This window comes from Streptomyces sp. NPDC048018 (assembly GCF_043202995.1).
Lineage (GTDB): Bacteria > Actinomycetota > Actinomycetes > Streptomycetales > Streptomycetaceae > Streptomyces.
Genome location: NZ_JBIDBK010000010.1, coordinates 170,639 through 185,524 on the forward strand (window position 1 = coordinate 170,639; position 14,886 = coordinate 185,524).

Here is a 14,886-nt window from a genome sequence, read left to right on the forward strand (position 1 = left end):
GGTCAGGCCTTCACCAGCAGGCCGCGGCGGCGCAGCACCGCGCGCTCCAGGGGGCTGAAGAACAGCAGGTCGATGGCGACACCGACGAGCAGGATCAGGATGATCGCCAGGAAGATCCCCGGCATGTCGAAGTTGTTGCGGCCGTTCTCCAGGAGCTGGCCGAGGCCGAGACCCAGGTCGGGGGAGGAGGCGATGATCTCCGCCGCCATCAGCGAGCGCCACGAGAACGCCCAGCCCTGCTTCAGACCCGCGAGATAGCCCGGCAGCGCGGCCGGCATCACGATGTGCCAGGCGCCCCTGAGCCCGGTCGCGCCGAGCGTCCGGCCCGCCCGCAGGAACAGCGGCGGCACCTGGTCCACGCCGGCCACCAGGCCGTTGGCGATCGACGGCACCGCGCCGAGCAGGATGACCGCGTACATCATGCTGTCGTTGAGGCCCAGCCACAGCACCGCCGGTGCGACCCAGGCGACCGAGGGCAGCGACTGCAGACCGGACAGGATCGGGCCGATCGCGGTGCGGACGACACCCACCCGGGCGACGATCAGCCCCAGCGGGGTGCCGATCGCCAGCGCGAGCAGGAAGCCGAGCAGCGCGCGGGACACGCTGGTCCACAGCACGTCGAGGAGGGTGCCCTCCAGCCACATGGCGGACAGGCTGTCCCAGACCGCCCCGGGCGAGGGCAGCTTGCCCTCGTCGGCGACCTTCGCGGTCACGAGCAGCTGCCAGACCACGACGACCAGCACGACCGCCAGGACCGGCGGCAGGACCTTCTTCAGGAGGACCTCGCGCACCGGGGTCCGGCGGACCTGCACGCTGTCCAGGGCGTCGAGCCCGGCCTCCAGGCCGGCGAGGTCGTCGCTCTTCACCGCGTCGGCGGTGGTGTCAGTGCTGGCCATGACGGCGGATCTCCCCACGCAGTTCTTCGGTGATCTCGACGGACAGCTCCGCCACGGCGGCGTCCTCGATGCGGCGCGGCTGCGGGATGTCGATGGTCCACTCCCGGGCGATCCGGCCGGGCCGGGAGGAGAGCAGGACGACACGTTCGGCCAGCCGCACGGCCTCGCGCACGTTGTGGGTGACGAACAGGACCGACAGGCGCGTCTCGCGCCAGATCCGGGTCAGCTCGTCGTGCAGCACGTCGCGGGTGATCGCGTCGAGCGCCGCGAACGGCTCGTCCATCAGCAGCAGGTCGCTGTCCTGGGCGAGCGCCCGGGCCAGCGCCACGCGCTGCCGCATGCCGCCGGACAGCTCGTGCACGCGCTTGTCGTACGAGCCGGCGAGCCGCACGAGTTCGAGCAGCCGCTCGGCCTCCGGGCGACGCTCCGCCTTGGGCAGGCCGCGCAGCTTCAGGGCGAGTTCGATGTTCTTGCCCGCGGTGAGCCACGGGAACAGGGCGTGCTCCTGGAACATCAGGGCCGGCCGGCCGCCGGGGGTCTCGATGGACCCCGCGGACGGCCGGTCGAGCCCGGCGACCAGGTTGAGCAGGGTGGACTTGCCGCAGCCGGAGGCTCCCAGGAGGGTGACGAACTCGCCCGGGGCGACATCGAGGGAGATGTCGTCGAGGACGAGCTGGCCGCCGGCGGGACCGCCGAAGGACTTCGAGACGTGCTCGAGGCGCGCGGCGTGCCCGGCCGCGCGGACGCGGTCCTCGGCCTTGGCGAGCGTGGTGGTCGTGGCCATGGTCGTCACCTCCTGGGTTGGGCTGCGGACTGTGTTACTTGACGCCGAGGCCGGCGTCGGAGACCTCGGGCTTGCCCGCGGCCTTCAGGACCTTGTTGAGGGCCGTCAGGTCGTAGATCCCCTTCAGGTCGGGCTGCTTGAGCAGACCGGCCTTCACGGCGTGGTCGGCCTGCGCCTGGAGGGTGGCGGCCAGCGGGTCGTCGATGAACTGGATCGACGGCCAGGCGCTGTTGATCACCTTGTCACCGAGGGCCTTGCCGGAGAGCTTCTTCAGCTTGGCGTTGGCCGAGGCCTTCGCCTGCTCCGGGTTGGCGTTGATCCACGCGTTGGTCTTCACCGAGCCGCGCAGCACCGCCTCCACCACGTCGGGGTGCTCCGTGAGGAACTTCTGCGACACGATGATGTTGGTGATGACGAACTTCTTGTCCGGCCACAGGTCGGACTCGTCGAGCAGGACCTTTCCGCCCTCGGCGACCAGCTTCGACGCGGTCGGCTCCGGCACCCAGGCGCCGTCGATGGAGCCGGACTTGTAGGCGTCCGGGGTGATCTTGTTGTCCGTGCGGAGCACGGAGACGTCGCCCTTGCCGCTCTGCGAGTCGACCTTCCAGCCCTTCTCGGCGACCCAGTTGAGGAAGGCCACGTCCTGGGTGTTGCCGAGCTGCGGGGTGGCGATCCGCTTGCCCTTCACGTCGTCCAGGGTCTTGATCTTCTCGGGGTTGACCACGAGCTTCACGCCGCCGGAGGCCGAGCCGCCGACGATGCGCAGGTTGGTGCCCTTGGACTTGGTGTAGCCGTTGATGGACGGCGAGGGGCCGATGAAACCGATGTCGATCGCACCGGCGTTGAGCGCCTCGATCTCGGACGGGCCGGCGTTGAAGGTGGTGGACTGCAGCGCGGTGCCGCCCAGTTCCTTCTGGAAGATGCCCTCCTGGTCGCCGACCAGGGCCGTGGCGTGCGTCAGATTGGGGAAGTACCCGAGCCGTACGGTGTCGGCGGAGAGCTTCTTGCCCTCGGCCGCCACCTTCTTCTCGTCGTTCTTGGCCTCGGAGCCGTAACCGCACGAGGCGAGCGCCCCGACCAGCAGCGGCAGAGCGGCGGCGGCGGCCAGGCCGCGGCGCAGGGTGGTACGGGTGGTGGCAGGCACGGGAGGGTTCCCCTCGGTTCAGCGACTTCGCAGTCGGTGTCTATGTCTTTCGGGGTGGAGCGGGTGGAGCGGCATCGCGCCGCCGCAGCGGCGCACGGAGGTCAGCACGCACATCGCGCGACACCTCCCATGCCGGCCCCGAGGGCGCCGGAGCCCACCCGGCCGCCCTCCTTGGCGAAGGTGGAGTACACGTTCTCGACCATGCTCAGAAGTCCCACCCTTCCTCGTCCTCGACCGCGGTGACGGTCTTGTGCGTGGCGAACGACTCGCCCGCCATGCCCGCGGCCAGCGTGGTGCCGTCCGCGGGGTCGATCAGCAGGAACGAGCCCGTACGGCGGGAGTCGGCGTACGCGTCGAGCGCGAGCGGCTCGGCGGTGCGGACCCTGACCCGGCCGATGTCGTTGGCGACGAGCTGCCCCGGGTCCGGGTGCTGGGAGAGGTCGTCCAGGGTGAGCCGGGACGGGATCTCCTTCACGATCGCCTTGACCGTACGGGTCGTGTGCTTGAGCAGCACCCGCTGGCCCACGGAGAGCGGCTGGTCCGCCACGTGGCACACGGTCGCCTCGACGTCCTGGCTGGTCGCCGGGGCGTCGCCGCTCGGGGCGAGCAGGTCGCCGCGCGAGATGTCGATGTCGTCGGCGAGCCGGATGGTGACCGACTGCGGGGCCCAGGCGATGTCCACGGGCTCGCCGAGCGCGTCGATGGCGGTGATCGTCGACGTCCTGCCGGAGGGCAGGACGGTGATCTCCTCGCCGACCCGGAAGGCGCCGGCCGCGATCTGGCCCGCGTAGCCGCGGTAGTCGGGGTGCTCGGACGTCTGAGGGCGGATCACGTACTGCACCGGGAAGCGCGCGTGGCAGGCCGTCAGGTCATGGCTGACCGGGACGGTCTCCAGGTGCTCCAGGACGGTGGGGCCGCCGTACCAGTCCATGTTCGCGGACGGCTCCACGACGTTGTCGCCGGCGAGCGCGGAGATCGGGATCGCGGTGATCTCGGGGACGCCTAGCTCCGACGCGTAGGTCGTGAACTCCTCGGCGATCGCGGCGAAGACGGACTCCCGGTAGTCGACCAGGTCCATCTTGTTCACGGCCAGGACCACGTGCGGGACGCGCAGCAGGGCGGCGACGGCGGCGTGCCGGCGGGTCTGCTCGACGACACCGTTGCGGGCGTCGACCAGGACCACGGCCAGCTCGGCCGTCGAGGCGCCCGTCACCATGTTGCGGGTGTACTGCACGTGCCCGGGGGTGTCGGCCAGGATGAACCGGCGCCGCGGGGTCGCGAAGTAGCGGTACGCCACGTCGATGGTGATGCCCTGCTCCCGTTCGGCCCGCAGGCCGTCGGTGAGCAGCGCGAGGTCCGGGGCCTCCTGGCCGCGCGAACGCGAGGCGTGCTCCACGGCCTCCAGCTGGTCGGCGAGAACCGACTTGGAGTCGTGCAGGAGCCGGCCCACCAGGGTGGACTTGCCGTCGTCGACGGAACCGGCGGTGGCGAAGCGCAGCAGGGTGGTGGCCGCCAGTTCGGCGGTCGGCTGCTGTTCGGTGGACGTGCTCATTAGAAGTACCCCTCGCGCTTGCGGTCTTCCATCGCGGCCTCGGACAGCTTGTCGTCCGCCCGGGTGGCGCCCCGCTCGGTGAGCCGGGACGCGGCGATCTCGGCGATCACGGCATCCAGCGTGGTGGCGTCGGAGTCCACCGCGCCGGTGCAGGACATGTCGCCGACCGTGCGGTAGCGGATCAGCCGGGTCTCGACGGTCTCCGACTCCTTCGGACCGCCCCACTCGCCGGCCGTCAGCCACATGCCGTTGCGCTGGAACACGTCGCGCTCGTGCGCGAAGTAGATGTCCGGGAGCGCGATCCGCTCGCGCTGGATGTACTGCCACACGTCCAGCTCGGTCCAGTTGGACAGCGGGAACACGCGCACGTGCTCACCGGGGGCGTGCCGGCCGTTGTACAGCTGCCACAGCTCGGGACGCTGACGGCGCGGGTCCCACTGGGAGAACTCGTCCCGGAGGCTGAACACCCGCTCCTTGGCGCGGGCCTTCTCCTCGTCGCGGCGGCCGCCGCCGAACACGGCGTCGAAGCGGTGCTGCTGGATCGCCTCGGTCAGCGGGACGGTCTGCAGCGGGTTGCGGGTACCGTCCGGACGCTCGCGCAGCTTGCCCGCGTCGATGTAGTCCTGCACGGAGGCGACGTGCAGCCGCAGCCCGTGCTCGGCGACCACGCGGTCGCGGTACTCGATGACCTCCGGGAAGTTGTGCCCGGTGTCGACGTGCAGCAGCGTGAAGGGGACCGGCGCCGGGGCGAAGGCCTTCAGCGCCAGGTGCAGCATGACGATGGAGTCCTTGCCGCCGGAGAAGAGGATCACCGGCCGCTCGAACTCGCCCGCCACCTCGCGGAAGATGTGGACGGCCTCGGACTCCAGGGAGTCGAGGTGCGACAGCGCGAACGGACTGTCCGTGGTGTCGTGAGCATGAGCGACGGTGGTCACAGCAGACCCCTCTCGGTGAGCAGCGCGTACAGCTGCGCCGCGGACTCCTGCACGGTCTGGTTCTGGGACTCGATCCGGAGATCGGGTGCCTCGGGTGCCTCGTACGGGTCGTCGACGCCGGTGAGCCCGCTGATCTCGCCCGCCGCCTGCTTGGCGTACAGGCCCTTCACGTCGCGGACCGAGCACACCTCCACCGGAGTGGCCACGTGCACCTCGACGAAGGCGGTGCCCTCGGCCTGGTGGCGCTTGCGGACGGCCTCGCGGCTGTCGGCGTACGGGGCGATCACGGGGACCAGCACCTTCACCCCGTGCGAGGCGAGCAGCTCCGCGACGAAGCCGATCCGCTGCACGTTGGTGTGGCGGTCCTCGCGGGAGAAGCCGAGGCCCGCGGACAGGAACTCGCGGATCTCGTCGCCGTCGAGGACCTCGACGCGCTGCCCCTCCTCGCGCAGCCGGCCGGCCAGCTCGTACGCGATCGTCGTCTTGCCGGCGCTGGGCAGGCCCGTGAGCCAGATGGTGGCACCGGTCACGTGGTTCTCCTGGAAGGTCGGGTGGGTGGTGGTCATCAGCCGTGCAGCCCGCATTCGGTCTTGGCGCGGCCGGCCCAGCGGCCGGCCCGGGCGTCCTCGCCCTCGGCGACCCGGCGGGTGCAGGGCGCGCAGCCGACGGAGGCGTAACCGTCCATGAGGAGCGGGTTGGTGAGCACCCCGTGCTCCAGGACGTAGGCCTCGACGTCGTCCTGCGTCCAGCGGGCGATGGGGGAGACCTTCACCTTCTGCCGCTTCTCGTCCCAGCCGACCACCGGGGTGTTCGCCCGGGTCGGGGACTCGTCGCGGCGCAGGCCGGTCGCCCACGCGGTGTAGGCGGTCAGGCCCTCTTCGAGGGGCTTGACCTTGCGCAGCGCGCAGCACAGGTCGGGGTCGCGGTCGTGCAGCGCCGGGCCGTACTCGGCGTCCTGCTCGGCCACGGTCTGACGCGGGGTCAGGGTGATGACGTTGACGTCCATGACGGCGTCGACCGCGTCACGGGTGCCGATGGTCTCCTCGAAGTGGTAGCCCGTGTCGAGGAAGACGACGTCCACGCCGGGCCGGGCCCGCGAGGCGAGATGGGCGACCACCGCGTCCTCCATGGAGGAGGTGACGCAGAAGCGCTCGCCGAAGGTGTCGACCGCCCACTGGAGGATCTCCAGCGCGGAGGCGTCCTCCAGCTCGCGGCCGGCCTGCTCGGCGAGTGCCTTCAGGTCGGCCGCGGTCGCGTCCTGAGTGACCGTCATATCTGTTTCCCTCCACCAGAGTTGCTTGAAGTGCCCGGGGCGAGCAGCCCCAGGAACCTCAGCTGGAAGGCTCGGCTGCACGCGGCGCATTCCCAGGCGCCGTGGCCCTGCTCGTTCGGCCGCAGGTCCTCGTCGCCGCAGTACGGGCAGTGGAACGGGGCCGCCCGCTCGCTCATGACAGGGCCTCTTCCGATGCACGCGCCGCCCAGGTGGCGAAGCGCTCGCCGTCCTCGCGCTCCGCCTGGAAGCGCTTGAGCAGCCGCTCGACGTAGTCCGGCAGTTCGGCCGAGGTGACCTTCAGGCCCCGCACCTTGCGGCCGAAGCCCGCCTCCAGACCGAGCGCGCCGCCCAGGTGGACCTGGTAGCCCTCGACCCGGTTGCCGTCGTCGTCCAGGACCAGCTGGCCCTTGAGACCGATGTCGGCGACCTGGATGCGGGCGCAGGCGTTCGGGCAGCCGTTGATGTTGATGGTGAGCGGCTCGTCGAAGTCCGGGACGCGGCGCTCCAGTTCGTCGATGAGCGAGGAGCCCCGGCCCTTGGTCTCGACGATGGCCAGCTTGCAGAACTCGATGCCGGTGCAGGCCATCGTGCCGCGGCGGAAGGGCGAGGGGGTGACCCGCAGGTCGAGCGACTCCAGGGCGGAGACGATCGACTCGACCTTCGACTCCTCGATGTCCAGGACGATCATCTTCTGCTCGGCCGTGGTGCGCACCCGGCCCGAGCCGTGCTCCTCGGCGATCTCGGCGATCTTCGTCAGGGTGGCGCCGTCGACCCGGCCGACGCGGGGGGCGAAGCCCACGTAGAAGCGCCCGTCCTTCTGCCGGTGGACGCCCACGTGGTCGCGCCACCGGCCGGCGGGCTCCGCGGGGGCGGGCCCGTCCGTCAGCTTGCGCCGCAGGTACTCGTCCTCCAGGACCTGGCGGAACTTCTCCGGGCCCCAGTCGGCGACGAGGAACTTCAGGCGCGCGCGGTTGCGCAGCCGGCGGTAACCGTAGTCGCGGAAGATCGAGATGACGCCCTCGTAGACGTCCGGCACCTCGTCGAGGGAGACCCAGGTGCCCAGCCGGACGCCCAGCTTGGGGTTGGTGGACAGACCGCCGCCGACCCAGACGTCGAAGCCGGGACCGTGCTCGGGGTGCTCCACGCCGACGAAGGCGATGTCGTTGATCTCGTGCGCCACGTCGAGCAGCGGCGAGCCGGAGACCGCCGACTTGAACTTGCGGGGCAGGTTGGAGAAGTCCTTGTTGCCGACGATCCGTCGGTAGATCTCCTCGATGGCGGGGGTGCCGTCGATGATCTCGTCCTCGGCGATCCCGGCGACCGGCGAGCCGAGGATGACGCGGGGGGTGTCACCGCAGGCCTCGGTCGTCGACAGGCCGACGGCCTCCAGGCGGTTCCAGATCTCCGGGACGTCCTCGATCCGGATCCAGTGGTACTGGACGTTCTGCCGGTCGGTGATGTCGGCCGTGCCGCGCGCGAACTCCTCGGAGATCTCGCCGATGACCCGCAGCTGCTCGGTGGTCAGGCGGCCGCCGTCGATGCGGACCCGGAGCATGAAGTACTCGGCGTCCAGCTCCTCCGGCTCCAGGACCCCGGTCTTGGTGCCGTCGAGGCCCTCGCGACGCTGGGTGTAGAGACCCCACCAGCGCATGCGTCCCCGCAGGTCGTTGGGGTCGATGGAGTCGAATCCGCGCTTGGAGTAGATCGTCTCAATACGTGTCCGCACATTGAGACCGTCGTCATCCTTCTTGAACTGCTCATTGCCGTTCAGCGGGGTGAAGTGCCCCACGGCCCACTGACCCTCGCCACGGTGCCGCCCGGCCTTGCGGCGGGTGGTGGCGGGAGTGGGGTTTTCCGGGGTGGCGGCCATGGCGATATGTCCTTCGGGACTGCGGGAGGGCGGCTCTGACCTGCACACTCGCGCTCGGATGTGAGGGTGGCGCGGCAGTGCGCAGAGAACGGGACGTCAGGAGAATGCGCGGCGGTGCTGAAGTGCTCAGCGCGCCGAACAGATGGCGCTGGACATGCGGCCTAGGTCGACGTGCCGCCGACTCACCAAGGCAATTCCAGTTCCAGACATGACGGAAGCGTGTCACGGGACTTTGGACCCAGTCCAGCTTCGTCCAGGATGTGGACAAGGTGGTCTCGCTGTGCGAGATGGTGTGGCGTGGGTCACGCGAAAGGGGCCCAGTTCAGGGCCCCTTCGGCGGGTCGAACGAGGGTGCGGTGGCACGTCCCGCGCGCCGGCGCGCGACCTGCGCCGCCTCAGCCGTGGGCGCCGGGCCAGGGACCCGGGGTCTCGACCTCCTCGACCTGCTCGACCTTCGTGTCGAAGAGCCGGAAGCCGCGGCGCTCGTAGTTGGCCATCGCGTGCTCCCCGTCGAGGGAGCACGTGTGCAGCCACACCCGCTTGGTGGGCTCGCGGTCCGGCCAGCGCTCCGCGAGGTCCCAGGCGCGCTCCACCCCGTACGACAGCAGGTGGCCGCCGATGCCGCGCCCCCGGAAGCCCGGGACGAGCCCGAAGTAGACGATCTCGACCACGCCGTCGTCCTGCGGGTCCAGCTCCACGTACCCGGCCGGCGTCCCCCGCTCGTACGCCACCCAGATCTCGGCGCCCGGCTTCTCCACGATCTCCTGCCACTGCGCGTACGTCAGGGACAGGCGGTCGGTCCAGCGGATGTCGCCGCCGACCGCTGTATAGAGGAAGCGGCTGAACTCCGCCGAGGGCACCCCGGCCCGCACGATCGTGACGTCCCGGCCCTCCGGGGCGGGGACCCGACGCAGATCGGCGGGCGAGGTCTGTTCCAGGGACCAGGTGGTGAGAGTGATGCTCATGGGCTTATCGCATCATGCGGAGCGCGGGATTCCCACCGTGTTCGGTCCTGGCGGACAGGCTGTCCGGCATACGGACACGGCTGGACGCCGCGCCCCGCGCCCCCCTCCTGCCGCACCGGGCGCACCGGGCGCACCGTGGCCACCGGGTGCACCGGGTGCACCGGGCGCACCGGGCGCACCGGGCCACCGTGGCCCAGGTCCTCCCGCGGCCGCCACCCCGTACGAGATGCCGGGCGAGGAACTCCGGAGAGTCGTCGATCTCGGATGATGGCACCTCCCCGTGTCCGCCCGGGTCGGCGTACAGCGGCTGCTCGGCCGAGCCGGGGACCTCGAAGAGGTCCGGTCCCGACTCCCGCCTCTGCCGCGGGGCCCGCCCGCCGCCCGGCGGCGGGTCACGCCGTCGTCACCGCCCGGGCCGCCCGGATCGCCGGCGCCGTCGACCGGGGGAGGAGGTCCGAGGGGTGGGCGGGGTGACGGAGCTCCACGGCCACCTCCTCGCGGAACCGGTACGGGCGGTGCGCGAGGACGCCGGCCAGGTTGCGGCGGATGCGCGACAGCTCCGCGCGGACCGTGACCGTACGGCTCCGGTCGCCGAAGACGTCCTCCGCCAGGTCCGCCGCCGTACGCCCCTCCGGGTGGAGCGCGAGGAGATAGAGGAGTTCGGCATGCCGCGGGCTCAGCTCCTGGGACCAGCTGCCGGCCGCGCCCGAGACCGCGACCGTCCAGCGGCGCGGCCGGCTCAGGTCGAGCACCACGCGGCTCGCCGCGCCCGAGGCGGCGTCGGCCGGGCGGGCCTCCTCCTCGACCCGCAGCAGCCAGCCGCCCGGGAGCGGCTCGACCGCGCACATGCCGAGCGACGGCAGCCAGACCCGGCCCGCGCGGAAGGACTTGGGCAGCGTCAGCCGGTCCACCGGTGCCAGGCCGGTCACCGCCGCCGTCCAGCCGTGCGTGTCCACGGCCACGGCACGGCCGCCCACCCGGCACAGGATCGGCGCGGCCACCGACCGCAGCCGTTCGATCGACCGCAGATGGCGCTGGCGCATCTCCGCCTCCGCCAGCTGTGCCACCGACGCGACCAGCGCGAGCGTCGCCGGGTGGAAGCTGGAGGCCGGGCCGCTGACGTCCACGATGCCCAGCAGGCGCTGGTCACGCGGGTCGTGGACGGGGGCCGCGGCGCAGGTCCAGTTGTGCAGCGTCTGGACGTAGTGCTCCGCCGAGTGGACCTGGACGGCCTTGTCCATGGCGAGCGCCGTCCCCACCGCGTTGGTCCCCGTGGTCTGCTCGCTCCAGGCCGCGCCCTCCTCCAGACAGATGCCGTTGGCCTGGCGCATCACGGCCAGGTTGCCCTCGCGCCACAGCACCCGGCCCAGCTCGTCCGTCACCACCATGATCTGCATCGAGGCGTCCGCGATGCCCGCGAGCCCCGCGCTGAGCGTCCGCATCACCTCGCCCAGCACGGTCGCACGGCGCCGCTCCTCCAGCTCGTCGCGGCGCAGCAGCACGCTGCTCGTCCCGTGGTCGGGGTCGAGGCCGATCCGGGCCATCCGCTGCCAGGACGCGTCGATCACCGGCCGGGGCGCCACCGGAGGGGTCCGGCCGGCCAGGGTCTCCTCCCGGACCTTGTGCAGCAGACGGGTCGCCTGGGCGGAATCCATGGCTGCCAGCCGGTTCAGGTCGAGCTGAGTGTTGTTCATCGGTCCCTCCCAGCCCCCGTGGTGCTGTATCGGTGCTGTATCGGTTCTGCACTGTGCGAGTCCAGGCGCCCATGGTGCGCTCCGCAGCGTCACGCGCGGGGCGCTTCGGGTAATCCTGCAACCCTTTGCAACTCTGGCGACCCCCGGCCCCGTCCACGAGGGTGGACCCGAAGCGGAGGGTGGTGCCGTGTCGGCGCAGCACCACCCTCGGCTTTCTCCGCGCGTGCCGACCCCCTCAGGTCCACCCCTGGTACGCGCGGCCACTCGCCCCACCCGTCCCCCGCGTCACTCGCACGACGGGCTTCTCGAAACGATGTTCGGCGGCCGGAGTGCCCGGCGGCCGGGACCTCCCCGGCGGCGGTCGGGCCGACAGCGGTCGCCCGCGTACCTCTGCCCGCGCCCGCCCCGGTCGTCCCCATCCTGTGCGCCCGTGGCGTCCTGGCCGACGGTCCGCGCTCCCGGGTGCCCGCCTCCTGCGCGCCCCTCCGGACGGTCGCCCGCCCGCGCCCCCTGGCCACCCGGGCCGCCCGCGCCCCCTGGCCACCCTGGCCGCCCGGGCCCCCGGGCCGCGCCCCCGGGTGCCCGCCTCCTGCGCGCCCCTCCGGACGGTCGCCCGCCCGCGCCCCCTGGCCACCCGGGCCGCCCGCGCCCCCTGGCCACCCGGGCCGCCCGCGCCCCCTGGCCACCCTGGCCGCCCGGGCCCCCGGGCCGCGCCCCCGGGTCGCCCGCCCGCGCCCCCGCGCCGCCCGCCCGCGCCCTACGCGCCCGCCTCGTCCCGGACGACCACCCGCGCGCGCTCCACCACCGTCGCCAGGTCCAGCGTGTGCGGCAGCGTTCCGAAGGCCGCGCCCCAGTCGCCGCCCAGCCGCGACGCGCAGAACGCGTCCGCGACCGCCGGCGGCGCCCATCGCACCAGCAGCGCACCCTGCAGCACCCGGGCCATCCGCTCCACCAGCCGGCGCGCCCGGGCCTCGATGCCCTCCAGGTCGGCGAGTTCGGTCAGCAGGTCGCGGATCGCCCGGTCCAGCCGGTGGTCCGCGCCGCGCGCCCGCCCCACCTCCATCAGGAAGGCGTTCAGGGCCTGCGGCTCCCGCCGGAGCGCCCGCAGCACGTCGAGCGCCTGCACGTTGCCCGCGCCTTCCCAGATCGAGTTCAGCGGCGACTCGCGCAGCAGCCGCGGCAGCCCCGACTCCTCCACGTACCCGTTCCCGCCCAGGCACTCCAGGGCCTCCGCCACCACCGGCGTGCACCGCTTCGTCACCCAGTACTTCGCCGCCGGCACCGCGATCCGCAGCAGCGCCCGCTCCGCGTCCGTGCCGGCGTCGTAGGCCGCCGCCAGCCGCAGACCCAGCACCGTCGCCGCCTCCGACTCGAGCGCCAGATCCGCCAGCACGTTGCGCATCAGCGGCTTGTCGACGAGGAGGCCGCCGAACGCGCCGCGGTACGAGGCGTGGTGGACGGCCTGCGTCACCGCCTGCCGCATGAGCGCCGCCGAGCCCAGCACGCAGTCCAGCCGGGTGGCCGCCACCATCTCGATGATCGTGCGGATCCCGCGCCCCTCCTCGCCGACCCTGCGCGCCCACGTCGACCCGTCGAACTCCACCTCGGCGGACGCGTTCGAGCGGTTGCCGAGCTTGTCCTTCAGCCGCTGGACCGCGAAGGCGTTGCGGCTCCCGTCCGGCAGTACCCGCGGGACGAGGAAGCAGGTCGGACCCTCTCCTCCCGCGGCCGGGGAGGCCTGCGCGAGCACCAGGAAGCCGTCCGACATCGGAGCCGAGCAGAACCACTTGTGCCCCGTCAGGACGTATTCCCCGTCGGCCTCCAGCGGCTCCGCCCGGGTCGTGATCGCCCGTACGTCGCTGCCGCCCTGCTTCTCCGTCATGCCCATCCCGAGCAGCACGCCGGACTTCTCCAGCGGCGGTCGCAGGCCCTGTTCGTACACCCGCGAGGCGAGCAGCGGCTCCCATGCGGCCGCCAGCTCGGGCTCCGCCCGGAGCGCCGGCACCGCCGCGTGGGTCATCGACAGCGGACAGCCGTGCCCCGCCTCGACCTGGGAGGCGAGCAGGAAGCCCGCCGCCCGGCGCACGTGTCCACCCGGACGGCCCCATGCCGCGCCCGCCAGCCCCGCGCCGACCCCGCGGCCGAGCAGCCGGTGCCAGGCCGGATGGAACTCCACCTCGTCGATCCGGTTCCCGTACCGGTCGTGGGTCCGCAGCCGCGGCGGGTGCTCGTTCGCGAGCCGCCCCCACTCCTGCGCCTGCGCCGAGCCCGCCGAGACCCCGAAGGCCGTCAGCTCCTCGCGCGCCTCGTCGTGGACGTCCGGCGGCAGGTGCCGCTCCACGGCCTCCGTGAGGGCCGCGTCGGACGAGAACATGTCGTACCCCACCAGGGGTGGAGCCTGATTGGTCACGGTGTGGGTGCCGGGTGCCATGCCGATACGGTAAGGAGGTGCAGGCAGCAAACGAAACACCCGAACGGCCCGAGCGGCGGCCCTGGAGCAGGCTCCACCGCGCGCGCGTCCTCTACCGCAACGTCTCCAAGCGGAAGATGGTCTGGCTGCTTCTCAAGGACACGGTCAACTCGTGCATCGAGTACCGCATCCTCGGCCTCGCCGCCGAAGCCGCGTTCTTCACCCTGCTGTCGCTGCCGCCGCTGCTGCTCGGCCTGATCGCCCTCCTCGGCTACGCCGACGAGTGGACCAACACCGACACCGTCGCCAGCATCGAGGAGAACATCCTTCACGCCGCCGGGACCGTCCTGTCCGACCGGGGTGTCCGGGAGATCGCCCGCCCCCTCCTGGAGGACGTCACCCAGGGCAAACGCCCCGACCTCATCTCCCTCGGCTTCGCCATCGCCCTGTGGTCCGGCTCCCGCGCGGTCAACGTCTTCATCGACACGATCACCGTCATGTACGGCCTCGACGGGCACCGCGGCATCGTGAAGACCCGGCTCCTCGCCTTCCTGCTCTACATCGTCGCCCTGCTCATCGGCGCCGTCGTGCTCCCGCTCGCGGTCGTCGGCCCCGACCGGATCGTCGAGATCGTCCCCTGGGGCACGGAAGTCGTCTCGGTCCTCTACTGGCCGACGGTCATCCTTCTGTCCATCGCCTTCCTGACGACGCTCTACCACGTCTCCGTCCCCGTCCGCTCCCCCTGGATCGAGGACATTCCCGGCGCCCTCGTCGCCCTCGCGATGTGGGTGCTCGGCAGCTTCCTGCTCCGCATCTACCTGACCAGCCAGGTCGAGGGCCCCACCATCTACGGCTCGCTGGCCGCACCCATCGCCGTCCTCCTCTGGATCGGCATCTCCGCCTTCGCCGTCCTCGTCGGCGCCGCGGTGAACGCGGCCATCGACCGCGTCTGGCCCTCCGTCGCCACCGCCGCCGCCCGCGAGGCCAGCGAACGCGCCCGCGCCGCCCAGGCCGCCGACCTGGTCGCCCGCCTGCGTGCGGAGGCGGACGACGTGGACGAGGACGACCCCGACATGCCCTCGGAGTTCCCGGAACGCTGGTCGAAGTTCCTGCCGCCGGACGACGTGAAGTCGCGGCTGCACTCGGGGTGGGAGAAGGACTGACCGCCCGCACCGCGCCGGGCGCGCGCCGAGGCGACGGTCCGCGGCCGGGGTGCACCACGCGGAGGCGGCGGACCGCGCGGACTGCGCGCGCCGGGCCCACCGGGCCCGCGAGACGCGCACGCTGACGGGAACGACCTTGATTCAACCGCCTCGAGCAGTGGCGAGGCATCGCCACCCGCTACGACAGGACGGCCCGGTCC

14 protein-coding genes are annotated in these 14,886 nt (G+C 72.2%); 1 reads left to right on the forward strand and 13 read right to left on the reverse strand.

What is annotated here, in order from left to right:
• Positions 1 to 2 precede the first annotated feature (2 nt).
• From ACGF1Z_RS30760 to ACGF1Z_RS30820, 13 genes are all read right to left on the reverse strand, one after another.
• The gene (locus ACGF1Z_RS30760) at positions 3 to 896 is read right to left on the reverse strand and encodes an ABC transporter permease (RefSeq protein WP_393009305.1); all 894 of its coding nucleotides are present in this window, start codon (positions 894 to 896) and stop codon (positions 3 to 5) included.
• The gene (locus tag ACGF1Z_RS30765) at positions 883 to 1,680 is read right to left on the reverse strand and encodes an ABC transporter ATP-binding protein (protein ID WP_393009306.1); all 798 of its coding nucleotides are present in this window, start codon (positions 1,678 to 1,680) and stop codon (positions 883 to 885) included. Before ACGF1Z_RS30765 ends, ACGF1Z_RS30760 begins: the two co-directional genes overlap by 14 nt.
• A 34-nt stretch (positions 1,681 to 1,714) precedes the next feature.
• Complete coding sequence (locus ACGF1Z_RS30770) at positions 1,715 to 2,824, reverse strand: aliphatic sulfonate ABC transporter substrate-binding protein (RefSeq protein ID WP_393009307.1); 1,110 nt, start codon at positions 2,822 to 2,824, stop codon at positions 1,715 to 1,717.
• A gap of 205 nt (positions 2,825 to 3,029) precedes the next feature.
• Positions 3,030 to 4,376: a sulfate adenylyltransferase subunit 1 gene (locus ACGF1Z_RS30775; protein ID WP_393009308.1), complete on the reverse strand. Its 1,347-nt coding sequence runs from the start codon at positions 4,374 to 4,376 to the stop codon at positions 3,030 to 3,032.
• Positions 4,376 to 5,311 (reverse strand): sulfate adenylyltransferase subunit CysD, encoded by a 936-nt coding sequence (gene cysD, locus ACGF1Z_RS30780; RefSeq protein WP_393009309.1) that lies wholly within the window; start codon positions 5,309 to 5,311, stop codon positions 4,376 to 4,378. Before cysD ends, ACGF1Z_RS30775 begins: the two co-directional genes overlap by 1 nt.
• Positions 5,308 to 5,877, reverse strand: coding sequence for an adenylyl-sulfate kinase (gene cysC / locus ACGF1Z_RS30785; RefSeq protein ID WP_393009310.1), 570 nt, complete (start codon positions 5,875 to 5,877; stop codon positions 5,308 to 5,310). The genes cysD and cysC overlap by 4 nt, the downstream gene beginning before the upstream one ends.
• Positions 5,877 to 6,584 (reverse strand): phosphoadenylyl-sulfate reductase, encoded by a 708-nt coding sequence (locus tag ACGF1Z_RS30790; RefSeq protein ID WP_393009311.1) that lies wholly within the window; start codon positions 6,582 to 6,584, stop codon positions 5,877 to 5,879. Before ACGF1Z_RS30790 ends, cysC begins: the two co-directional genes overlap by 1 nt.
• Positions 6,581 to 6,760, reverse strand: a complete 180-nt coding sequence (locus ACGF1Z_RS30795) for a hypothetical protein (RefSeq protein ID WP_393009312.1) — start codon at positions 6,758 to 6,760, stop codon at positions 6,581 to 6,583. Before ACGF1Z_RS30795 ends, ACGF1Z_RS30790 begins: the two co-directional genes overlap by 4 nt.
• On the reverse strand, positions 6,757 to 8,454 hold the full coding sequence (locus tag ACGF1Z_RS30800) for a nitrite/sulfite reductase (protein WP_393009313.1): 1,698 nt from the start codon (positions 8,452 to 8,454) through the stop codon (positions 6,757 to 6,759). Before ACGF1Z_RS30800 ends, ACGF1Z_RS30795 begins: the two co-directional genes overlap by 4 nt.
• Before the next feature lie 126 nt (positions 8,455 to 8,580).
• Complete coding sequence (locus ACGF1Z_RS30805) at positions 8,581 to 8,664, reverse strand: putative leader peptide (protein WP_351188065.1); 84 nt, start codon at positions 8,662 to 8,664, stop codon at positions 8,581 to 8,583.
• 185 nt (positions 8,665 to 8,849) lie between these two features.
• Positions 8,850 to 9,419 (reverse strand): GNAT family N-acetyltransferase, encoded by a 570-nt coding sequence (locus ACGF1Z_RS30810; protein WP_393009314.1) that lies wholly within the window; start codon positions 9,417 to 9,419, stop codon positions 8,850 to 8,852.
• Positions 9,420 to 9,811: 392 nt separating this feature from the next.
• Complete coding sequence (locus ACGF1Z_RS30815; RefSeq protein ID WP_393009315.1) at positions 9,812 to 11,113, reverse strand: GAF domain-containing protein; 1,302 nt, start codon at positions 11,111 to 11,113, stop codon at positions 9,812 to 9,814.
• 757 nt (positions 11,114 to 11,870) lie between these two features.
• Positions 11,871 to 13,544: an acyl-CoA dehydrogenase family protein gene (locus ACGF1Z_RS30820; RefSeq protein ID WP_393009316.1), complete on the reverse strand. Its 1,674-nt coding sequence runs from the start codon at positions 13,542 to 13,544 to the stop codon at positions 11,871 to 11,873.
• A 17-nt stretch (positions 13,545 to 13,561) separates the two neighbouring features.
• Here ACGF1Z_RS30820 and ACGF1Z_RS30825 point away from each other — a divergent pair, with 17 nt between their 5' ends.
• Positions 13,562 to 14,686 (forward strand): YihY/virulence factor BrkB family protein, encoded by a 1,125-nt coding sequence (locus tag ACGF1Z_RS30825; RefSeq protein WP_393009317.1) that lies wholly within the window; start codon positions 13,562 to 13,564, stop codon positions 14,684 to 14,686.
• Positions 14,687 to 14,886: the final 200 nt, after the last annotated feature.

Bases quoted from the DNA above. Each gene is read 5' to 3' on its own strand.
- ACGF1Z_RS30765 (WP_393009306.1), bottom strand. From the start codon at position 1,680: ATGGCCACGACCACCACGCTCGCCAAGGCCGAGGACCGCGTCCGCGCG.
- ACGF1Z_RS30800 (WP_393009313.1), bottom strand. From the start codon at position 8,454: ATGGCCGCCACCCCGGAAAACCCCACTCCCGCCACCACCCGCCGCAAG.
- ACGF1Z_RS30815 (WP_393009315.1), bottom strand. From the start codon at position 11,113: ATGAACAACACTCAGCTCGACCTGAACCGGCTGGCAGCCATGGATTCC.
- ACGF1Z_RS30805 (WP_351188065.1), bottom strand. From the start codon at position 8,664: ATGTCTGGAACTGGAATTGCCTTGGTGAGTCGGCGGCACGTCGACCTA.
- cysC (WP_393009310.1), bottom strand. From the start codon at position 5,877: ATGACCACCACCCACCCGACCTTCCAGGAGAACCACGTGACCGGTGCC.
- ACGF1Z_RS30810 (WP_393009314.1), bottom strand. From the start codon at position 9,419: ATGAGCATCACTCTCACCACCTGGTCCCTGGAACAGACCTCGCCCGCC.
- ACGF1Z_RS30795 (WP_393009312.1), bottom strand. From the start codon at position 6,760: ATGAGCGAGCGGGCGGCCCCGTTCCACTGCCCGTACTGCGGCGACGAG.
- ACGF1Z_RS30820 (WP_393009316.1), bottom strand. From the start codon at position 13,544: ATGGCACCCGGCACCCACACCGTGACCAATCAGGCTCCACCCCTGGTG.
- ACGF1Z_RS30775 (WP_393009308.1), bottom strand. From the start codon at position 4,376: ATGAGCACGTCCACCGAACAGCAGCCGACCGCCGAACTGGCGGCCACC.
- ACGF1Z_RS30760 (WP_393009305.1), bottom strand. From the start codon at position 896: ATGGCCAGCACTGACACCACCGCCGACGCGGTGAAGAGCGACGACCTC.
- ACGF1Z_RS30790 (WP_393009311.1), bottom strand. From the start codon at position 6,584: ATGACGGTCACTCAGGACGCGACCGCGGCCGACCTGAAGGCACTCGCC.